The organism is Paraburkholderia sp. Ac-20342, from assembly GCF_017104985.1.
Classification (GTDB): domain Bacteria; phylum Pseudomonadota; class Gammaproteobacteria; order Burkholderiales; family Burkholderiaceae; genus Paraburkholderia.
This window is the reverse complement of sequence record NZ_JAAGPQ010000085.1, coordinates 13880-33661: the sequence shown is the minus strand read 5'-3', so window position 1 is coordinate 33661 and position 19782 is coordinate 13880. Positions and strand designations below refer to the sequence as shown.

Annotated in this window: 18 protein-coding genes; all 18 read left to right on the top strand. The window is 64.7% G+C overall.

All coding sequences use genetic code 11. The features are described 5' to 3' along the window. Positions 1-1103 (top strand): (Fe-S)-binding protein (locus tag G3N58_RS26695; RefSeq protein ID WP_206000660.1); only part of this gene is annotated, 1103 nt, incomplete at its 5' end. Positions 1104-1136: 33 nt separating this feature from the next. Beyond that, positions 1137-1565, top strand: a complete 429-nt coding sequence (locus G3N58_RS26690) for an HIT family protein (protein WP_167035791.1) — start codon at positions 1137-1139, stop codon at positions 1563-1565. 95 nt (positions 1566-1660) lie between these two features. Beyond that, a complete protein-coding gene (locus G3N58_RS26685; RefSeq protein WP_167035794.1) occupies positions 1661-2074 on the top strand; it encodes a DUF971 domain-containing protein in 414 nt (137 codons plus the stop codon). A gap of 65 nt (positions 2075-2139) precedes the next feature. Beyond that, the gene (gene ubiE / locus G3N58_RS26680; protein ID WP_167035797.1) at positions 2140-2871 is read left to right on the top strand and encodes a bifunctional demethylmenaquinone methyltransferase/2-methoxy-6-polyprenyl-1,4-benzoquinol methylase UbiE; all 732 of its coding nucleotides are present in this window, start codon (positions 2140-2142) and stop codon (positions 2869-2871) included. A gap of 36 nt (positions 2872-2907) precedes the next feature. Continuing rightward, positions 2908-3906 (top strand): TIM44-like domain-containing protein, encoded by a 999-nt coding sequence (locus G3N58_RS26675; protein WP_206000658.1) that lies wholly within the window; start codon positions 2908-2910, stop codon positions 3904-3906. Between the two features lie 179 nt (positions 3907-4085). Further along, positions 4086-4730: an SCP2 sterol-binding domain-containing protein gene (locus G3N58_RS26670; RefSeq protein WP_206000656.1), complete on the top strand. Its 645-nt coding sequence runs from the start codon at positions 4086-4088 to the stop codon at positions 4728-4730. Positions 4731-4745: 15 nt separating this feature from the next. Next, positions 4746-6323 (top strand): ubiquinone biosynthesis regulatory protein kinase UbiB, encoded by a 1578-nt coding sequence (ubiB, locus tag G3N58_RS26665; RefSeq protein WP_206000654.1) that lies wholly within the window; start codon positions 4746-4748, stop codon positions 6321-6323. Between the two features lie 48 nt (positions 6324-6371). Next, on the top strand, positions 6372-6995 hold the full coding sequence (locus tag G3N58_RS26660) for a methyltransferase domain-containing protein (protein WP_167035809.1): 624 nt from the start codon (positions 6372-6374) through the stop codon (positions 6993-6995). Positions 6996-7188: 193 nt separating this feature from the next. Continuing rightward, a complete protein-coding gene (locus tag G3N58_RS26655) occupies positions 7189-7527 on the top strand; it encodes an FmdB family zinc ribbon protein (protein ID WP_206000652.1) in 339 nt (112 codons plus the stop codon). A gap of 75 nt (positions 7528-7602) precedes the next feature. Continuing rightward, on the top strand, positions 7603-8259 hold the full coding sequence (locus G3N58_RS26650; protein WP_167035815.1) for a DUF502 domain-containing protein: 657 nt from the start codon (positions 7603-7605) through the stop codon (positions 8257-8259). Between the two features lie 76 nt (positions 8260-8335). Then, positions 8336-10135: an aspartate--tRNA ligase gene (gene aspS, locus G3N58_RS26645; RefSeq protein ID WP_167035818.1), complete on the top strand. Its 1800-nt coding sequence runs from the start codon at positions 8336-8338 to the stop codon at positions 10133-10135. 185 nt (positions 10136-10320) lie between these two features. Beyond that, a complete protein-coding gene (gene nudB, locus G3N58_RS26640) occupies positions 10321-10824 on the top strand; it encodes a dihydroneopterin triphosphate diphosphatase (RefSeq protein WP_206000650.1) in 504 nt (167 codons plus the stop codon). Between the two features lie 29 nt (positions 10825-10853). Next, on the top strand, positions 10854-12080 hold the full coding sequence (clsB, locus tag G3N58_RS26635) for a cardiolipin synthase ClsB (protein WP_241016469.1): 1227 nt from the start codon (positions 10854-10856) through the stop codon (positions 12078-12080). A 417-nt stretch (positions 12081-12497) separates the two neighbouring features. Then, positions 12498-13097, top strand: a complete 600-nt coding sequence (locus tag G3N58_RS26630) for a TetR/AcrR family transcriptional regulator (RefSeq protein WP_167035826.1) — start codon at positions 12498-12500, stop codon at positions 13095-13097. Between the two features lie 96 nt (positions 13098-13193). Further along, positions 13194-14981 (top strand): acyl-CoA dehydrogenase C-terminal domain-containing protein, encoded by a 1788-nt coding sequence (locus tag G3N58_RS26625; protein ID WP_206000648.1) that lies wholly within the window; start codon positions 13194-13196, stop codon positions 14979-14981. Positions 14982-15162: 181 nt separating this feature from the next. Beyond that, complete coding sequence (locus tag G3N58_RS26620) at positions 15163-17598, top strand: 3-hydroxyacyl-CoA dehydrogenase/enoyl-CoA hydratase family protein (RefSeq protein ID WP_206000646.1); 2436 nt, start codon at positions 15163-15165, stop codon at positions 17596-17598. A 14-nt stretch (positions 17599-17612) separates the two neighbouring features. Beyond that, positions 17613-18812 carry an acetyl-CoA C-acyltransferase gene (locus G3N58_RS26615; RefSeq protein ID WP_167035835.1) on the top strand — a complete coding sequence of 400 codons (1200 nt, stop codon included), beginning with the start codon at positions 17613-17615 and terminating at the stop codon, positions 18810-18812. Positions 18813-18939: 127 nt separating this feature from the next. Next, a complete protein-coding gene (locus G3N58_RS26610; RefSeq protein WP_167035838.1) occupies positions 18940-19710 on the top strand; it encodes an enoyl-CoA hydratase in 771 nt (256 codons plus the stop codon). Positions 19711-19782 lie beyond the last annotated feature (72 nt).

Here is a 19782-nt window from a genome sequence, read left to right as displayed (position 1 = left end):
CGAAGAAGCAGACCGCGCATCCGCCGGCCACGGTCGGCAAGCCGGTGGTCACGCAGCAGGTGATCCACTTCATGAACAAGAAGATGCCGGGCAACCTGCCGAAGAAGACCGCGCGCGCCTTGCTCGATATCGAGGACAACAAGATCGTCCCGATCATCCGCAATCCGCAGACGACCACCGCCGACACGGAAGCGGTGTTCTACTTCCCGGGCTGCGGCTCGGAGCGCCTGTTCTCGCAGGTCGGTCTCGCCACCCAGGCGATGCTGTGGGAAGCGGGCGTGCAAACGGTGCTGCCGCCGGGCTACCTGTGCTGCGGCTATCCGCAGCGCGGCTCGGGCCAGTTCGACAAGGCCGAGCAGATCGTCACCGACAACCGCGTGCTGTTCCACCGCGTCGCCAATACGCTGAACTACCTTGACATCAAGACGGTGGTGGTGTCGTGCGGCACGTGCTACGACCAGCTCGCCGGTTATGAATTCGACAAGATTTTCCCGGGCTGCCGGATTATCGACATCCACGAGTTTCTGCTGGAGAAGGGCATCAGGCTCGATGGCGTGAACGGCGTGCGCTACATGTACCACGACCCGTGCCACACGCCGATCAAGACGATCGACCCGGTCAAGCTCGTCAATCAGTTGATGGGTTCGGAGCACGACGGCTACAGGATCGAGAAGAACGATCGCTGCTGCGGCGAGTCGGGCACGCTGGCGGTTACGCGTCCCGACATCTCGACCCAGGTGCGTTTCCGCAAGGAAGAGGAAATCCGCAAGGGCGCGGCCAAGCTGCGCGGCATTCCGGTCGTGGCCGACGCGGGCGCGAACGCGCTCGACCCGGCCAATGCATCGGCCGGCGCGCCGAACGGCTCGGCGCTGACGGCCGGCGCCGCTCCGCAGCCTAATCACGGCAACGCGGGTGCGACCGACGTGAAGATCCTCACGAGCTGCCCGTCGTGCCTGCAAGGGCTGTCGCGCTACAACGAAGACGCGGGGACGGAAGCGGACTACATCGTGGTCGAAATGGCGCGCCACGTGCTCGGCGAGAACTGGATGGCGGATTACGTTCAACGGGCGAACAATGGCGGAATCGAGCGCGTGCTGGTTTAATGGCACGACCCACGATTTCTGCCGAGGACGACGATGGACTGCGTTTTTTGCCGTGAAGACGGTGGCGATGTGCTGTGGCAGGACGACTCGCTGCGGGTCGTCCTCGCCGACGAACACGATTACCCGGGCTTTTGCCGGGTGATCTGGAACGCGCACGTGGCCGAATTTTCGGACCTGTCGGCCAGCGAGCGCGACCGCGTGATGCAGGCGGTCTACGCGGTCGAGCGCGCGATCCGGCGCGTGATGCAGCCGGTGAAGGTGAACCTGGCGAGCCTCGGCAACCAGGTGCCGCATGTGCACTGGCATGTGATCCCGCGTTATTCGAACGACGCGCATTTTCCGCTGCCGATCTGGGCGCCGCGCCAGCGCACGGTGTCCGAAGCGATGCTGTCGTCGCGCCGCGCGCAGGCAACGCTGCTGCGCGAAGCGGTGCGGCAGGAAATCGAGCAGGCGCTCGGCTGAACCTCCCCGGGCGTGATTGACCGGTCGCCGCGCGAGGCTTATGCCCCAATGGGCGAAAGGCCGGCGCGGCCCGGCGTTTTCTATATGAGACCATGATGAGCGGATTGACTCCCGAGACCCCGGTGCCGACCGGCGTCGTCGTGCATTCGAAGTCGCGCGTGCTCGAATTGCAGTACGCGAACGGCGAATCGTATCGCCTGCCGTTCGAACTGCTGCGCGTGTATTCGCCGTCGGCGGAAGTGCAGGGCCACGGGCCCGGCCAGGAAACCTTGCAGACCGGCAAGCGCGACGTGACGATCACGATGATCGAAGGCGTCGGCAATTACGCGTTGCAGCCCACGTTCTCGGACGGCCATTCCACCGGCATTTATTCGTGGGATCTGCTGCATGACATGGCCGTGCGTCAGGATGAACTCTGGCGCGCGTATCTCGCCAGACTGGCGGCGGCCGGCGTCGATCGCGATACGCCGATGGTTCCGGCGGCGGCTGCGCACGGCCACTGTCACTGATACCATTCGCCCCGAACGCCGCGCGAGCGGCGCAACATTCAAGAACACGCGAAAGGACGAGCGCGATGAGCAAAACCCACTTCGGCTTTCAATCGGTCGACGAACAGGACAAGGCGCAGAAGGTGGCGGGGGTGTTCCACTCGGTGGCCGCCAACTACGACTTGATGAACGACCTGATGTCGGGCGGATTGCACCGCGCGTGGAAGATGTTCACGATCGCCCAGGCGAACGTGCGGCCGGGCTACCGGGTGCTCGACATCGCGGGCGGCACGGGCGACCTGTCGAAGGCGTTCGCGAAGCAGGCCGGCGAGAGCGGCGAGGTGTGGCACACCGACATCAACGAATCGATGCTGCGCGTGGGCCGCGACCGGCTGATCGACAAGGGCATCGTCACGCCGACGCTGCTCTGCGACGCCGAGAAAATTCCGTTTCCCGACAACTACTTCGACGTCGTGACCGTGGCGTTCGGCTTGCGCAACATGACCCACAAGGACGTCGCGCTCGCGGAAATGCGCCGTGTGCTGAAACCGGCCGGGCGGCTGCTCGTGCTGGAGTTCTCGAAGGTGTGGGACCCGCTCAAGAAGTTTTACGATCTCTACTCGTTCAAGGTGCTGCCGTGGCTCGGCGAGCGCTTCGCCAAAGACGCAGACAGCTACCAGTACCTGGCGGAATCGATCCGCATGCATCCAGACCAGGAAACTTTGAAAACGATGATGGAACAAGCCGGCCTCGATGGCGTCAAATATTACAATTTGTCAGCTGGCGTGGTAGCTTTACATGTGGGGACCAAGTACTAGGGTTCCTAACCCATCGATTTTTAAAGGAAATGTGAAATGTCCGATTCGAATTTGTTATCTACTCGTAAGGTTAAGGGGGCGCTGGCGAGAAGAATCGGATTGATCGCAATGGTCGGTCTGCTCGTGGCCGGCTCCCTCGCTTCCCTCGACGCGGAAGCGCGCCGCATGGGCGGCGGCCGCAGCATCGGCCGCCAATCGAATAGCCTGCAGCAACGTCAGACGCCGCTGCCGTCGCAACCGGCGCAGAGCAATCAGGCCACGCAGCAGCGTGCGCAACCGGCGCCCGCAACCACTCCTACACCGCCCGCCGCGCCGAACCGCAATCGTTGGCTCGGGCCGATCGCCGGTCTCGCGGCCGGCCTCGGCATCGCCGCGTTGCTGTCGCATTTCGGGCTCGGCGAGGCGTTCGCCGGCATGTTTTCCAACGTGATCGTGATCGCCCTGATCGCGATGGCCGTGATCTGGCTGATCCGCCGCTTTACCGGCCGCAAGCGCGATGCGTCGCAGCCGGCGTACGCGGGCACGGCGCCCTCGCTGAATGCCGGCAACACCGGCTACGCGCAGGAGCCGCGCTACAGTGCGCCGCCCGCCGGTTCATATCTCGAACCGCAAGGCAATCCGCTCGCTACGCCGTCTGTCGGCGCGGCGCCGTCGGTGCCGGCCGGCTTCGATACGGAAGCGTTCCTGCGTAACGCGAAGGTCTATTTCGTGCGCCTGCAGGCCGCATGGGACGTCGGCAACGTCGAGGACATCCGCGAATTCACGACGCCGGAAATGTTCGCCGAAGTGCGCGTCGATCTCGCGGCGCGCGGCACGCAGGCGAACCAGACCGACGTGGTGCAGCTGAATGCCGAACTGCTCGACATCGAGGAACGCGCGACCGAGTATTTCGCGAGCGTGCGCTTCTCCGGCCTGATTCGCGAGGAACCGGGCGCGGCGGCCGAGCCGTTCGTCGAGGTCTGGAATCTGTCGAAGGCACACCGTCCCGGCGAGGGCTGGCTGCTTGCCGGCATCCAGCAGGTCGAGCAGCACTGAGGCAACTGCGGGAGCACGGCGTCCCGCCGTCTCTCGACCAGGCCGGCGGCCGGCACGCCGCGCGCCGGCCAGTCGCATCACATTGGCCGTTCGGCCAGGCAGGCTGTGAAGCGAACGGACGTTACAATAGGAGCCCGCGCAAGCACCTCGCTCGCGCGGGTTTTTTCTTGCCACTTTCGATGACCCTTGCCGCCAAGCCCTTCGCTGCTGCTGTCAATCATCTGCTCGCCCGCGAATCGTGGGCCCGCGAGCGCCTCGCCCCTTATGCGGGCAAGACCGCCTGCCTGTCATGTCCGCCTGTCGTGCTGTCGCTGCTGGTGCAGCCGGACGGCCATCTGGGCACGCTCGGCGAGGCCGACGCGCCTCGCTTCGACGTGACGATCTCGGTGCCGTCCGACGCATTGCCGGCCTTCGTGCAAGGCGGTCAGGCCGCGGTGATGAAGCACGTGAAGATCGAGGGCGATGCCGAGTTCGCGACCGTGATCGCCAAGCTCGCCGAGCATCTGCGCTGGGAGCCCGAGGAAGACCTCGCGAAACTGATTGGCGACGGTCCGGCCTGGCGTATCGCCTCGCTCGTGCGTTCGGTCGGCGAGCACGTGCAGCGCACCGGCCGCAACCTGCTCGACACCGCCGCCGAGTATCTGCTCGACGAGAATCCGCAGCTGGTGCGCCGCGCCGCGCTCGACGACTTCAACGTCGAGCTGGCGCGCGCGCGCGATGCCCTGGCGCGCGTCGAAAAACGCATCGAGCGTCTCGAACAGAAGGTCGAAGCCCGCGGCGCGCATGCGCCGGGCGGCGCCGCCACGTTGCGCGGCACGCGCTAGTCACCGGGCCACACCATGCGTTTTCTGCGTTTTCTCAAGATATTTTTCACGGTCATCCGCTTCGGCCTCGACGAAATGATGCTGAGCCGCATCAACGACCGGCGCGTGCGTCTGCTGCTGCGTATCACGACGATCGGCCGCAAGTTCGACGATCCGCCGGGCGTGCGTCTGCGGCTCGCGCTCGAAAGCCTCGGGCCGATCTTCGTCAAGTTCGGCCAGGTGCTGTCCACGCGCCGCGATCTGCTGCCGGTCGACATCGCCAACGAACTCGCGAAGCTGCAGGACCAGGTGCCGCCGTTCGATTCGGCGGTCGCGATCGGGATCGTCGAGAAGTCGCTCGGCGCGCCGGTCGACGAGCTGTTCGACGACTTCGAGCGGGTGCCGGTCGCGAGCGCGTCGATCGCGCAGGTTCACTTCGCCAAGGTGAAGGCCGGCCAGCATGCGGGCAAGGCCGTGGCGGTGAAGGTGCTCCGCCCGAACATGCTGCCGGTGATCGACTCTGACCTCGCGCTACTGCGCGACATCGCCGTGTGGGCCGAGCGTCTGTGGGCCGACGGCAAGCGCCTGAAGCCGCGCGAGGTGGTCGCCGAATTCGACAAATACCTGCACGACGAACTCGACCTGATGCGCGAGGCAGCTAACGGCAGCCAGTTGCGGCGCAACTTTCAGGGGCTCGATCTGCTGCTCGTGCCGGAAATGTACTGGGAGTTCTGCACGCCCACGGTGCTGGTCATGGAGCGCATGATCGGCGTGCCGATCAGCCAGGTCGAGACGCTGCGGGCGGCCGGCGTCGACATTGCGAAGCTCGCGCGCGAAGGCGTCGAAATTTTCTTCACCCAGGTGTTCCGCGACGGCTTTTTCCACGCCGACATGCACCCGGGCAACATTCAGGTGAGTCTCGACCCGGCGCACTTCGGCCGCTATATCGCGCTCGACTTCGGCATCATCGGTGCGCTGTCGGACTTCGACAAGAACTACCTCGCGCAGAACTTCCTCGCGTTCTTCAAGCGCGACTACCATCGCGTCGCGACGCTACATCTGGAGTCGGGCTGGGTGCCGCCGACGACGCGCGTCGAGGAACTCGAAAGCGCGATCCGCGCGGTGTGCGAGCCGTATTTCGATCGCGCGCTGAAGGACATTTCGCTCGGCCAGGTGCTGATGCGCCTGTTCTCCACGTCGCGGCGCTTCAACGTCGAAATCCAGCCGCAACTGGTGCTGTTGCAGAAGACCATGCTGAACGTGGAAGGGCTGGGCCGTTCGCTCGATCCGGAACTGGACCTGTGGAAAACCGCGAAGCCCTATCTCGAACGCTGGATGAACGAGCAGATCGGCCTGCGCGGCTGGTTCGAGCGCCTGAAGATCGAGGCGCCGCAATGGAGCAAGACGCTGCCGCAGTTGCCGCGCCTCGTCCATAACATGCTCGCCGAGCGGCATCACCCGGCCGGTGGCGCGAACGACGACGTGATTCGCCAGATTCTGCTCGAGCAGAAGCGCACCAACCGTCTGCTGCAAGGCCTGCTGCTGTTCGGCGCGGCGGTCGGCGTCGGCGCGGTGCTGGCGCGGGCGTTTCTGGTGCTCGCCTATGGTGGATGAGGCGGCCGGCTGCCTGCCGCCGAGCGCACAACCCGTACGAGGCATTCGATGAGCGATCCGACCCAACCCCCCGTGCCCGATTTTTCGAGCCGCGATCCCAACTCGCCCGAGTTCTGGGACGAACGCTTCGAGCGCCGTTTCACGCCGTGGGATCAGGCGGGCGTGCCGGCGGCGTTCCGCGCGTTCGCCGCACGGCATCGCGACGCCGCGGTGCTGATTCCGGGCTGCGGCAGCGCGTACGAAGCGCTCTGGCTCGCCCAGCAGGGCAATCCGGTGCGCGCGATCGACTTCTCGCCGGCCGCCGTCGCGGCCGCGCGCGAGCAGTTGGGCGCGCAGCATGCGCAACTGGTCGAGCAGGCGGATTTCTTCGCCTACGAGCCGCCGTTCACGCCGGCATGGATTTATGAGCGCGCGTTTTTCTGCGCCTTGCCGCCCGCGCGCCGTGGCGACTACGTGCGCCGGATGGCCGAATTGCTGCCGGCCGGCGCGCTGCTCGCGGGGTTCTTTTTCATCGGCGCGACGCCGAAGGGGCCGCCGTTCGGCGTCGAGCGCGGCGAACTCGACGCGCTGCTCACGCCGCACTTCGAGCTGATCGAAGACGAGGCGGTGGCCGATTCGATCGCCGTATTCTCCGGACGTGAGCGCTGGCTCAGCTGGCGGCGTCGCGCGTAAGGACGGACGCCGTGGCGCGCGCGGCACGGGCGCGCTCTTGAGAGTGTCGCGGGTCGCCCCCATCTGGCGCGATGGCGGCGCGCGGCGCGCATCGGCTCCCGAAATGCGGGGAGCGCTTACCGTTTGCGGCTATAATTCAAGGCTTTGCAAGCGTTTACAAGATTTCAGTAGGGATTTGGAGTAGGAAAGGATCATGCCGATCTACGCTTATCGTTGCGGGTCATGCGGCTTCGGGAAGGATGTGCTCCAGAAGATGAGCGACCCCCAGTTGACGCAGTGTCCCGAGTGCGGGAAAGACACGTTTAGCAAGCAGCTCACCGCCGCCGGCTTCCAGTTGAAGGGCTCCGGCTGGTACGTGACCGATTTTCGCGGCGGCAGCGGCGGCACGAGCGCGCCGGCTGCTTCGGAAGCCAATAACGCCGCCAAACCCGATGCGGCTCCGGTAACAGCCGCCGCATCGGCGGCCCCCGCGGCCTCTACGGCCGCAACCACCGCCGCTCCGGCCGGCACGAGCGGCTCCGGCAACGCCTAGTGAGACTGCCGCCTTCGCGGGCGGCGCATCTACCGTGGGTCGGACTTCGACTCGCGCGGCTTTCTGGCGGTACACATGACGACGAAAAAAGCGACGCTCAAATCGGTGTTCCTGACCGGCCTGCTGGTGCTGGTGCCTCTGGCCATCACACTGTGGGTGCTCGGTCTGATCATCGGCACGATGGACCAGACGCTGCTCCTGCTGCCCACCTCCTGGCAGCCCGAGCGCGCGATCGGCTATCGCCTGCCCGGCCTCGGCGCGGTGCTTACGCTCGCGTTCATCTTTATCGTCGGGCTGTTGACGCAGAATTTCATCGGGCAGAAGCTCGTGAAGTGGTGGGAGCTGCTGGTCGCGCACATCCCGGTGGTCGGCCCGATCTACACGAGCGTCAAGCAGGTGTCCGACACGCTGCTCTCGAGCAGCGGCAACGCGTTCCGCAAGGCGCTGCTGATCGAGTATCCGCGCCGCGGTTCCTATACGATTGCGTTTCTGACCGGGATTCCGGGCGGCGACGTGGTCAATCACCTGAAAGAAGATTACGTCAGCGTCTATGTGCCGACTACGCCGAACCCGACGTCCGGCTTCTTCCTGATGGTGCCTAAAAGCGAAGTGATCGAGCTCGACATGACCGTCGACGCTGCGCTCAAGTACATCGTCTCGATGGGCGTCGTGGCGCCTTCCGCGCCGCCGCCGGCGCCCGTGCCCCGCACGACCGTCGAGCCTCCGCTGTAATGCCGGCGCGCAGAGTTTCAGGCAGTGTCCCACTGCGGCGCGCCGTTCAACCAATGCAAAACGAAAGACAAACATCATGTCGATGAGATCTCAATACTGCGGTCTGGTGACCGAAGAACTGCTGGGCCAATCCGTCTCGCTGTGCGGCTGGGTAAGCCGCCGCCGCGACCATGGCGGCGTCATCTTCATCGACCTGCGCGATCGCGAAGGGCTCGTTCAGGTCGTCTGCGACCCGGACCGCGCGGACATGTTCAAGGCCGCCGAAGGCGTGCGCAACGAGTTCTGCCTGCAGATCAAGGGTGTCGTGCGCAGCCGTCCTGAAGGCACGACCAATGCCGCGCTCAAGAGCGGCAAGATCGAAGTGCTGTGCCACGAGCTGATCGTGCTGAACGCCTCGGTCACGCCGCCGTTCCAGCTCGACGACGACAACCTCTCGGAAACCACGCGTCTCACGCACCGCGTGCTCGACCTGCGCCGCCCGCAGATGCAGCACAACCTGCGTCTGCGCTACCGCGTCGCGATCGAGGCGCGCAAGTATCTCGACGAGCAGGGCTTCATCGACATCGAAACGCCGATGCTGACCAAGAGCACGCCGGAAGGCGCGCGCGACTACCTCGTGCCGTCGCGTACGAACCCGGGCCAGTTCTTCGCGCTGCCGCAGTCGCCGCAGCTGTTCAAGCAGCTGCTGATGGTCGCGAACTTCGACCGCTACTACCAGATCGTCAAGTGCTTCCGCGACGAAGACCTGCGCGCCGACCGTCAGCCGGAATTCACGCAGATCGACTGCGAAACCTCGTTCCTGTCGGAACAGGAAATCCGCGATCTGTTCGAGGCGATGATCCGCCACGTGTTCAAGCAGACGATCGGCGTCGAGCTCGACGCGAAGTTCCCGGTCATGGAGTACTCGGAAGCAATGCGCCGCTTCGGCTCGGACAAGCCGGACCTGCGCGTGAAGCTCGAATTCACCGACCTGACCGACGCGGTCAAGGACGTCGACTTCAAGGTGTTCAGCACGCCGGCCAACACGAAGGACGGCCGCGTCGCGGCGCTGCGCGTGCCGAAGGGCGGCGAGCTTTCGCGCGGCGACATCGACAGCTACACGGAATTCGTGCGCATCTACGGCGCGAAGGGTCTCGCGTGGATCAAGGTCAACGAAGTGGCGAAGGGCCGTGACGGTCTGCAAAGCCCGATCGTCAAGAACCTGCACGACGAAGCGCTCAAGGCGATCGTCGAGCGTACCGGCGCGCAGGACGGCGACATCATCTTCTTCGCGGCCGATCGCGCGAAGGTCGTGAACGACAGCCTCGGCGCGCTGCGTCTGAAGATCGGTCATTCGGAGTTCGGCAAGGCCAACGGTCTCGTCGAGGCGGGCTGGAAGCCGCTGTGGGTGGTCGACTTCCCGATGTTCGAATACGACGAGGAAGACAACCGCTACGTGGCCGCGCATCACCCGTTCACGAGCCCGAAGGACGAGCATCTCGAATACCTCGAAACCGATCCGGCACGCTGCCTCGCGAAGGCTTACGACATGGTGCTGAACGGCTGGGAAATCGGCGGCGGCTCTGTGCGTATCCACCGCGAGGAAGTGCAGAGCAAGGTGTTCCGCGCGCTCAAGATCAATGCGGAAGAAGCGCAGGCCAAGTTCGGCTTCCTGCTCGACGCGCTGCAATACGGCGCGCCGCCGCACGGCGGTATCGCGTTCGGTCTGGACCGTATCGTCACGATGATGGCCGGCGCCGACTCGATCCGCGACGTGATCGCGTTCCCGAAGACGCAACGCGCGCAGTGTCTGCTCACGCAGGCGCCGAGCGAAGTCGACGAGCGCCAGTTGCGCGAGCTGCACATTCGTCTGCGTACGCCGGAGCCGAAGGCGTAAGCCGGGTCCGCATCGCGTGGGCCGCTCGCGGGCGGCCACGCAAGTCCTGTAAAAAAGGCGCTGAGGTGAATCACACCGCAGCGCCTTTTTGGTTTTTTGCGTTACAGTGAGGTCACCGCTTTCGAGGCACTTTCGACTGTCATCCGACATGTACCGCGCGCGTCGGCGCGCCCAGTTTTCAGATCATGCCGAAACCGCCGAAAATTCCGCACTCCGTGCTCGTCGTCATTCATACGCCCGCGCTCGACGTGCTGCTGATCGAGCGCGCCGATCATGCGGGGTTCTGGCAGTCGGTCACGGGCTCGAAAGACCGGCTCGACGAGCCGCTCGCCGAAACGGCGGTGCGCGAAGTCGGCGAGGAGACTGGCATCATGATCGGCGGCGCGCTCGTGCCGCATAGTGCGCTCGTCGACTGGCGCTACTCGATCGAATACGAGATTTATCCGGAATTCCGCCATCGCTACGAAGCGGGCGTGGTCCGCAACACCGAGCACTGGTTCAGCCTGCGGGTGCCCGGGCAGATCGACGTGACGCTTGCGCCGCGCGAGCACACCGCGTTTGTGTGGCTGCCGTATGAAGAAGCCGCCTCGCGCTGTTTTTCGTCCTCGAATGCCGATGCGATCCTGCAGCTGCCGCGCCGGCTTGCCGCGCACTCAGCCGGTTTACAGGCCGGGGAGAGTGGCCAGTGAGCGCAGGCGGCGCGGGCCGTTTCGCCCGACTGCGCCACACGCTGCTCGGCCGCCGTTACTGGCAGCGCTACCGCTTCACCAGTCACAACGAGGTCAGGCTGCTGCGCTCCGGCGACGAGTTCTTCAGCGCGCTGATCGCGCGCATCGACGCCGCGCAGCGCGACGTCATGCTCGAAACCTACATCTTCTGCGACGACGAAGCTGGCCAGGACGTCAACGAAGCGTTGCTGCGCGCTGCTGCGCGCGGTGTCAGGGTGCGCGTGATTACCGACGGCGTCGGCACTGCGCGTCTGAAGATGTTCGAGCCATGGCCGGCGGGCGGCATCGAGCATCGCATCTACAACCCGCATCTGTTCGGCCGCTTCGGCTTTTCGCGCACGCACCGCAAGCTCGCGGTGATCGACGATCAATACGCCTATTGCGGCGGCATCAATATCGTCGACGACTACGACAACAACGGCGAGAAGCTGCCGTACCGGCGCTGGGATTTTGCGGTCGAATTGCAGGGGCCTGTCGTTATCGATGTGCACGAAGCGTTCGAGGTGCAGTGGCGGCGCATTCGCGTCGGGCATCGGTCGCTCGAATCGATGAGACCCGACCTCACGCCGCACGATACCGCTTCGCTCGGCAGTCTGCGGCGGCGTCGGCGGCGCCGCAACAAGGAGTTGTGGGCGGCCGGCGAGCCGTGCGTGGCTTTCGTCGCGCGCGACAACCTCATCAACCGCCGCGCGATCGAGAAGGCGTATCTGGCCGCGATCGGCCAGGCGCGCCGCGAAATCCTGCTGGCGAATCCGTACTTCATGCCGGGGCGCAAGCTGCGCCGCGCGCTCGTGGTCGCGGCGCGCCGCGGCGTGGTCGTGAAGCTGATCATCGGACGCAAGGAGTTCAAGGCGCTCGATTACGCGGTGCCGTTTCTTTATCACGCGTTGCTGCGCGCGGGCGTGCAGATCGCCGAATACGAGAAGACGCTGCTGCACGGCAAGGTCGCCGTGGTCGATTCGAGCTGGGGCACGGTGGGTTCGTCGAATCTCGACGCGCTGAGCCTGATGCTCAACAACGAGGCGAACGTCGTGCTCATCAACGATCCGTCGATCGCGGGCTTGCGCGAGGCGATTCTCGGCGCGTTCGCGGATGCGCGTCCCATCGACGAAGCGCACTACGACTCGCGTCCGGCGCGCGTGCGCGTGCTGAACTGGCTCGCGTACACGAGCTACCGCGTCGCGATGAAGCTGTTGACGGTGGGGGGCTACGACTAGCGCGCGGCTCGCTTGCTGCATCATGGCGACGGGCGGCGATGGTTGGAGAAGCGATAGAACAGGCACTGGAAGCAACAGACAGAAAAAGCGGGCACGAAGGCAATCGACGAGGCGATCAAACGGAGAATCGAAGCGGCGATCGAGCAGCGAGACAGCCAGGCAGCGAGATGCGACAACCATCATGCCGGTTTGCTTGCAGGAATCCGGCAACGAGAACACGCATACGCTGATCGGCAACCCTCGTTTCAAGACAAACGCCTCTAAAAATCTGATTGATCTGATTGTCGAAAGCCGCAAAATTAGAACGCTGGTTAGACACCGGTTTCTAATAAAGTCCTTGTTTCGCGGACGGCAGCACTTAATAATAGTACGTCCGTTCGATTTTATTTCGATCACATTAGAACGGTAAGAACAGCTATGCGAAAAGGCGAACAAACGCGAGCGGCGATTCTCGATGCAGCACTCGATCTGGCAAGCCGTGACGGACTCGAAGGTCTCACCATCGGTTTGCTGGCCGAGCGTATGCAGATGAGCAAAAGCGGTGTGTTCGCGCATTTCGGGTCGCGCGAGGATCTGCAGGTCGAGGTCGTGCGCGAATATCACCGCCGTTTCGAAGACGAGGTGTTTTTCCCGAGTCTGCGCGAGCCCCGCGGTTTGCCGCGGTTGCGCGCGATGATTTCCCGCTGGATCGAGAAACGCATTCAGGAAGTCACGACCGGGTGCATCTATATCAGCGGCGCCGTCGAATACGACGATCGCGCGGATAGCCAGGTGCGCGAGCAACTGGTGTCGAGCGTGACGATCTGGCGTGCGGCGCTCACGCGCGCGATTTCGCAGGCAATGGACGAAGGGCATCTGCGTGCCGATACCGATCCGCAACTGATGCTGTTCGAACTGTATAGCGTCACGCTCGGCCTGCATCACGACGCGCGCTTCCTGCATCTGCCCGATGCGGTGCGTCTCACGTGGGCCGCGCTGGAAAAACTGATTGATTCGTATCAGAGCGAAAGCCGTTAGCCGCGTCGCCAGGACTTCCTGGAATCGCGCGGCGCAAGAGGTCCGTTCACGGACCCGGCCAACGGCCTGGCTTTTTGTCAAACTTGGGAGAGAGTCATGGGACAGTACGCCGCGCCGCTGCGCGACATGCAATTCGTGTTGCACGAATTGCTCAACGTCGAAGCCGAACTCCGGCAAATGCCGAAGCACGCCGATCTCGACGCCGACACGATCAACGCGGTGCTCGAGGAAGCCGGCAAGTTCTGCTCCGAAGTGCTGTTCCCGCTTAATCACAGCGGCGACCAGGAAGGCTGCACGTACGCCGGCGATGGCGTCGTGACCACGCCGAAGGGCTTCAAGGAAGCCTATGCGCAATACGTCGAAGCCGGCTGGCCGGCGCTCGGCTGCGATCCGGAATACGGCGGCCAGGGGTTGCCCGCGTTCGTCAACAACGCGCTCTACGAAATGCTGAACTCGGCGAATCAGGCGTGGACGATGTATCCGGGCCTCTCGCACGGCGCGTACGAATGTCTGCATGCGCATGGCACGCCCGAGTTGCAGCAGCGCTATCTGCCGAAGCTCGTCGCCGGCGTCTGGACCGGCACGATGTGTCTGACCGAGCCGCATTGCGGCACCGACCTCGGCATCCTGCGCACCAAGGCCGAGCCGAACAGCGACGGCTCGTATGCGATCAGCGGCACGAAGATTTTTATTTCGAGCGGCGAACACGATCTGTCGGAAAACATCGTTCACCTCGTGCTCGCGCGTCTGCCGGATGCGCCGAAGGGCACCAAAGGCATATCGCTTTTCATCGTGCCGAAGTTCATCCCGAACGAAGCGGGCGAGCCCGGCGAGCGCAACGGCGTGAAGTGCGGCTCGATCGAGCACAAGATGGGTATCCACGGCAACGCGACCTGCGTGATCAATCTCGACAACGCGAAGGGCTGGCTCGTCGGCGAGCCGAACAAAGGCCTGAACGCGATGTTCGTGATGATGAATGCCGCGCGTCTCGGCGTCGGCATGCAGAGCCTCGGCCTCACCGAAGTCGCTTATCAGAATTCGCTCACGTACGCGAAAGAGCGTCTGCAGATGCGTTCGCTGACGGGCCCGAAGGCGCCTGAAAAAGCCGCCGATCCGATCATCGTGCATCCGGACGTGCGCCGCATGCTGCTCACGCAGAAGGCCTACGCCGAAGCCGGCCGCGCGTTCTCGTACTGGGCCGCGCTGCAGATCGACAAGGAGCTCTCGCACGCCGACGAAGCCGAGCGCAAGGAAGCCGCCGACCTCGTCGCGCTGCTCACGCCGATCCTGAAGGCGTTCCTCTCGGACAACGCCTTCGAAGGCACCAATCATGCGATGCAGATTTACGGCGGCCACGGCTTCATCGCCGAATGGGGCATGGAGCAGTACGTGCGCGATGCGCGCATCAACATGATCTACGAAGGCACCAACGGCATCCAGTCGCTCGACCTGCTCGGCCGCAAGGTGCTCGGCGACATGGGCGCGAAGATGAAGAAGTTCGGCAAGCTCGTCGCCGAATTCGTCGAGGCCGAAGGTATCAAGCCGGAAATGCAGGAGTTCGTGAACCCGCTCGCCGACATCGGCGAAAAGGTGCAGAAGCTGACGATGGAAATCGGCATGAAGGCGATGCAGAACCCCGACGAAGTCGGCGCCGCGGCCGTGCCGTATCTGCGCACGGTCGGCCATCTGGTGTTCTCGTACTTCTGGGCGCGCATGGCGCGTATCGCGCTCGACAGGGAAGCATCGGGCGATTCGTTCTACAAGGCGAAGCTCGCCACCGCGCGCTTCTACTTCGCCAGGCTGCTGCCCGAAACGGCGATGACGATCCGCCAGGCGCGCGCCGGTTCGAAGTCGATGATGGAAGTCGACGAAGCGTTGTTCTGACGCTCGCGCTGAAAACGAGCGAGGCGGACGCGCGTGCCGGATGCGCGACGCCTCGTTCGAACTGCACGCGGGATGTATCGCAAAAAACAGCGAAAGACCCAGCTAAAGACCCACCGAGACAAACCTCGCGCGAAGCACCGCTGAAGCTTCGCGACACCGCATCAATTCCCGGAGAAACGACGTGAGCAATCTGATCATTCGCAAGGTCGCCGTGCTCGGCGCCGGCGTGATGGGCGCACAGATCGCGGCGCACCTCATCAACGCCAAGGTGCCCGTGCTGCTGTTCGACCTGCCTGCCAAGGAAGGCCCGAAAAACGGCATCGCGCTGAAGGCGATCGAGAATCTGAAGAAGCTGTCGCCGGCGCCGTTCGGCGTGAAGGACGACGCGCAATACATCCAGCCGGCCAACTATGACGACGACATCGAAAAGCTCGCCGAATGCGACGTTGTGATCGAAGCGATCGCCGAACGCATGGACTGGAAGCACGACCTGTACAGGAAGGTCGCACCGCATATCGGCGCGAACGCGATCTTCGCGACCAACACCTCGGGCCTGTCGATCACGGCACTCTCCGAAGGTTTCGCGGACGACCTGAAGGCGCGCTTCTGCGGCGTGCACTTCTTCAATCCGCCGCGCTACATGCATCTGGTCGAGCTGATCCCGACCGCGACGACGCGCCCCGAAATTCTCGACCAGCTCGAAACGTTCCTGACCAGCGTGGTCGGCAAGGGCGTCGTGCGGGCGAAAGACACACCGAATTTCATCGCGAACCGCGTCGGCATTTTCTCGATCCTCGCGGTCATGACCGAGGCTGCGAAGTTCGGTCTGCGTTTCGACGAAGTGGACGACCTGACCGGCGCGCGCCTCGGCCGCGCGAAGTCGGCGACGTTCCGCACCGCCGACGTGGTCGGTCTCGACACGATGGCGCACGTCATCAAGACGATGCAGGACACGCTGCCCGACGACCCGTTCTTTCCGGTCTACGAAACGCCGGCCGTGCTGGCCGAACTCGTGAAGCAGGGCGCGCTCGGCCAGAAGACCGGCGCGGGCTTCTACCGCAAGGAAGGCAAGGCGATCAAGGTGCTCGACCCGAAGACGGGCGAGTACGTCGAGGGTGGTGCGAAGGCGGACGAAATCGTCGGCCGCATTCTCAAGCGTCCCGCTGCCGAGCGTCTGAAGCTGCTGCGCGAAACGCAGCATCCGCAGGCGCAGTTCCTGTGGTCGATTTTCCGCGACGTCTATCACTACATCGCCGTGCATCTGGAGTCGATTGCGGATAACGCGCGCGACGTCGATCTCGCGATCCGCTGGGGCTTCGGCTGGAACGAAGGCCCGTTCGAAGGCTGGCAGACGGCCGGCTGGAAGCAGGTTGCCGAGTGGGTGCAGGAAGACATCGCGGCGGGCAAGGGGCTCGCCAACGTGCCGCTGCCGTCGTGGGTGCTCGAAGGCGCGGTCGCCGAAAAGGGCGGCGTGCATACGGCCGAAGGTTCGTGGTCGCCGGCCACGCAGAGTTTCGTGCCACGCTCGTCGCTCGACGTGTACAGGAGGCAGGTGTTCCGCGCGCCGCTCGTCGGCGAAACCGGCGCCGATCCGAAGACCTACGGCAAGACGCTGTTCGAGACCGAGGCGGTGCGCGCATGGGTCGACGACCGCGCGGGCGAGAACGACGTCCTGATCCTCTCGTTCAAGAGCAAGATGAACACGATCGGACCGTCGGTGATCGACGGCATCGTGCAGGCGATCGAACTGGCCGAGCAGGACTACAAGGGCCTCGTCGTGTGGCAGCCGACCTCGCTGAAGCTCGGCACGCCGGGCGGTCCGTTCTCGGCGGGCGCGAATCTCGAAGAAGCGATGCCCGCGTTCATGATGGGCGGTGCGAAGGGTATCGAGCCGTTCGTGAAGAAATTCCAGCAGGGCATGCTGCGCGTGAAGTACGCGAACGTGCCGGTCATTGCGGCGATCTCGGGCATCGCGCTCGGCGGCGGCTGCGAGCTTGCGCTGCATAGCGCGAAACGGGTCGCGCACATCGAGAGCTATATGGGCCTCGTCGAAGTCGGCGTGGGTCTCGTGCCGGCAGGCGGCGGTCTGAAGGAAGCGGCGTTGCGTGCGGCCGAAGCGGCAAGCCAGGTCGGCGCGACCAGCGATCTGCTGAAGTTCCTGCAGAAATCGTTCGAAAACGCGGCGATGGCGAAGGTCTCGGCTTCCGCGCTCGACGCCCGCGCGATGGGCTATCTGAAGCCGTCCGACACGATCGTCTTCAACGTGTTCGAACTGCTCGACGTGGCGAAGAAGGAAGCGCGCGCGTTGGCCGCATCCGGTTACCGTGCGCCGCTGCGCGCGACTCAGGTGCCGGTCGCGGGCCGCTCGGCGATCTCGACGATCAAAGCCTCGCTCGTCAACATGCGCGACGGCCGTTTCATCAGCGAGCACGATTTCCTGATCGCGAGCCGCATCGCCGAGGCGGTGTGCGGCGGCGACGTCGAAGCGGGCAGCCTCGTCGACGAGGAATGGCTGCTGCAACTCGAACGGCGCGCGTTCGTCGACCTGCTCGGCACGCAGAAGACGCAGGAACGGATCATGGGCATGCTGCAGACCGGCAAGCCGGTGCGCAATTAAGCGGAGAATCACACATGGCAAAGCAATTGCAAGACGCATATATCGTCGCCGCGAGCCGCACGCCGATCGGCAAGGCGCCGCGCGGCATGTTCCGCAACACGCGCCCGGACGAACTGCTCGTCCACGCGATCAGGTCGGCCGTGGCGCAGGTGCCCGGCCTCGACACCGGCGTGATCGAAGACGCGATCGTTGGCTGCGCGATTCCCGAAGCGGAGCAGGGCCTCAACGTCGCGCGGATCGGCGCGCTGCTCGCCGGCCTGCCGAACACGGTCGGCGGCGTCACGGTGAACCGCTTCTGCGCCTCGGGGCTGACCGCGCTCGCGATGGCCGCGGACCGCATCCGCGTCGGCGAGGCGGACGCGATGATCGCGGGCGGCTGCGAATCGATGAGCATGGTGCCGATGATGGGCAACAAGCCGTCGCTGTCGCCGCATATCTTCGATCGCAGCGAAGACGTCGGCATCGCGTACGGCATGGGCCTGACCGCCGAGAAGGTCGCCGAGCGCTGGAAGATCAGCCGCGAAGCACAGGACGCGTTCTCGGTCGAATCGCATCGCCGCGCGATCGCCGCGCAGCAGGCCGGCGAATTCAACGACGAGATCGCTGCCTACACGATCACCGAGCGCTTGCCTGATCTCGCCACCGGCGAAGTCAGCGTGAAGACGCGCGAGGTTGCGCTCGACGAAGGTCCGCGCGCGGATACCTCGATGGAAGGGCTCGCGAAGCTGCGCGCGGTGTTCGCGAACAAGGGCTCGGTCACGGCCGGCAATAGCTCGCAGACCTCGGACGGCGCGGGTGCGTTGATCGTCGTGTCGGAAAAGATTCTCAAGCAGTTCAACCTGACGCCGCTCGCGCGCTTCGTCAGCTTCGCGGTGCGCGGCGTGCCGCCGGAAATCATGGGCATCGGCCCGAAGGAAGCGATTCCGGCCGCGCTGAAGGCCGCGGGCCTGAAGCAGGACGACCTCGACTGGATCGAACTGAACGAGGCGTTCGCCGCGCAGTCGCTCGCGGTGATCCAGGACCTCGGCCTCGACACCTCGAAGATCAACCCGCTCGGCGGCGCGATCGCCTTGGGCCACCCGCTCGGCGCGACGGGCGCGATCCGTGCGGCGACCGTGGTGCACGGCCTGCGCCGCCGCAACTACAAGTACGGCATGGTGACGATGTGCGTCGGCACCGGCATGGGCGCGGCGGGCATCATCGAGCGGCTGTAAGCGGGTGATCCTCGCAGTGATCCACCCCATGACTCACGCGGTGCACCACTAGCCGCGCAACGGTTCGCAGGCCGCGAGGCTTGCGGACTGTTTTTACATTCGGCAGGACCGAAAGGAGATGAACGGGATGACGACGGATATTCTGGTCGAGCGCGCCGACGCGGTGCTGACGATCGCTTTCAACCGGCCCGGCAGGAAGAACGCGATCACGGCCGCGATGTATCAGACGATGGCCGACGCGCTTGTCGAGGCGCAGCGCGACGCGTCGGTGCGGGCGATCCTCATGCGCGGCAGCGCCGGCATTTTCAGCGCCGGCAACGATCTCGACGATTTCATGAAGACCCCGCCGATGGGCGAGAACGCGCCGGTGTTCCAGTTCCTGCGTGCGATCAGCTCGGCGGAGAAGCCGGTGGTGGCGTCGGTCGCGGGGCCGGCGGTGGGCATCGGCACGACGCTGCTGCTGCACTGCGATCTCGTTTATGCGGCCGATACCGCGAGCTTCTCGCTGCCGTTCACGCAGCTCGGGCTGTGCCCCGAAGCGGCGTCGAGCCTGCTGCTGCCGCGCGTGGGCGGCTATCAGGCGGCGGCGGAAAAACTGCTGCTCGGCGAGGCGTTCGACGCGGCCGAGGCGCACCGCATGGGCTTCGTCAATCGTGTGCTGCCGGCCGGCGAGGTCGATGCGTTCGCGGCGGCGCAGGCCGCGAAGCTGGCGGCGTTGCCGGCTTCGTCGCTGCGCGTGACGAAGAGTCTGATGAAGCACGCGAGCCGCCAGGAACTGCAAACGCAGATGAGCGAGGAGGCCGTGCACTTCGGCAAGATGCTGCTCGCGCCCGAAGCACGCGAGGCGTTCAAGGCGTTCTTCGAGAAGCGCAAGCCGGATTTCCGGCAGTTCGATTGAGGCGGGGGCGGCATACATGGCGCCGCGCCGCGCCGGGTTGGCGGTGCCAGCCGTCGCGGCTCATAGTCGCTT

Excerpts from the sequence above, each read along its gene's own strand:
- G3N58_RS26685 (WP_167035794.1), top strand. The coding sequence starts at position 1,661 with ATGAGCGGATTGACTCCCGAGACCCCGGTGCCGACCGGCGTCGTCGTG.
- G3N58_RS26675 (WP_206000658.1), top strand. The coding sequence starts at position 2,908 with ATGTCCGATTCGAATTTGTTATCTACTCGTAAGGTTAAGGGGGCGCTG.
- ubiB (WP_206000654.1), top strand. The coding sequence starts at position 4,746 with ATGCGTTTTCTGCGTTTTCTCAAGATATTTTTCACGGTCATCCGCTTC.
- G3N58_RS26630 (WP_167035826.1), top strand. The coding sequence starts at position 12,498 with ATGCGAAAAGGCGAACAAACGCGAGCGGCGATTCTCGATGCAGCACTC.
- G3N58_RS26670 (WP_206000656.1), top strand. The coding sequence starts at position 4,086 with ATGACCCTTGCCGCCAAGCCCTTCGCTGCTGCTGTCAATCATCTGCTC.
- aspS (WP_167035818.1), top strand. The coding sequence starts at position 8,336 with ATGTCGATGAGATCTCAATACTGCGGTCTGGTGACCGAAGAACTGCTG.
- nudB (WP_206000650.1), top strand. The coding sequence starts at position 10,321 with ATGCCGAAACCGCCGAAAATTCCGCACTCCGTGCTCGTCGTCATTCAT.
- G3N58_RS26660 (WP_167035809.1), top strand. The coding sequence starts at position 6,372 with ATGAGCGATCCGACCCAACCCCCCGTGCCCGATTTTTCGAGCCGCGAT.
- G3N58_RS26690 (WP_167035791.1), top strand. The coding sequence starts at position 1,137 with ATGGACTGCGTTTTTTGCCGTGAAGACGGTGGCGATGTGCTGTGGCAG.
- G3N58_RS26625 (WP_206000648.1), top strand. The coding sequence starts at position 13,194 with ATGGGACAGTACGCCGCGCCGCTGCGCGACATGCAATTCGTGTTGCAC.
- G3N58_RS26655 (WP_206000652.1), top strand. The coding sequence starts at position 7,189 with ATGCCGATCTACGCTTATCGTTGCGGGTCATGCGGCTTCGGGAAGGAT.
- G3N58_RS26610 (WP_167035838.1), top strand. The coding sequence starts at position 18,940 with ATGACGACGGATATTCTGGTCGAGCGCGCCGACGCGGTGCTGACGATC.
- G3N58_RS26650 (WP_167035815.1), top strand. The coding sequence starts at position 7,603 with ATGACGACGAAAAAAGCGACGCTCAAATCGGTGTTCCTGACCGGCCTG.
- ubiE (WP_167035797.1), top strand. The coding sequence starts at position 2,140 with ATGAGCAAAACCCACTTCGGCTTTCAATCGGTCGACGAACAGGACAAG.
- G3N58_RS26615 (WP_167035835.1), top strand. The coding sequence starts at position 17,613 with ATGGCAAAGCAATTGCAAGACGCATATATCGTCGCCGCGAGCCGCACG.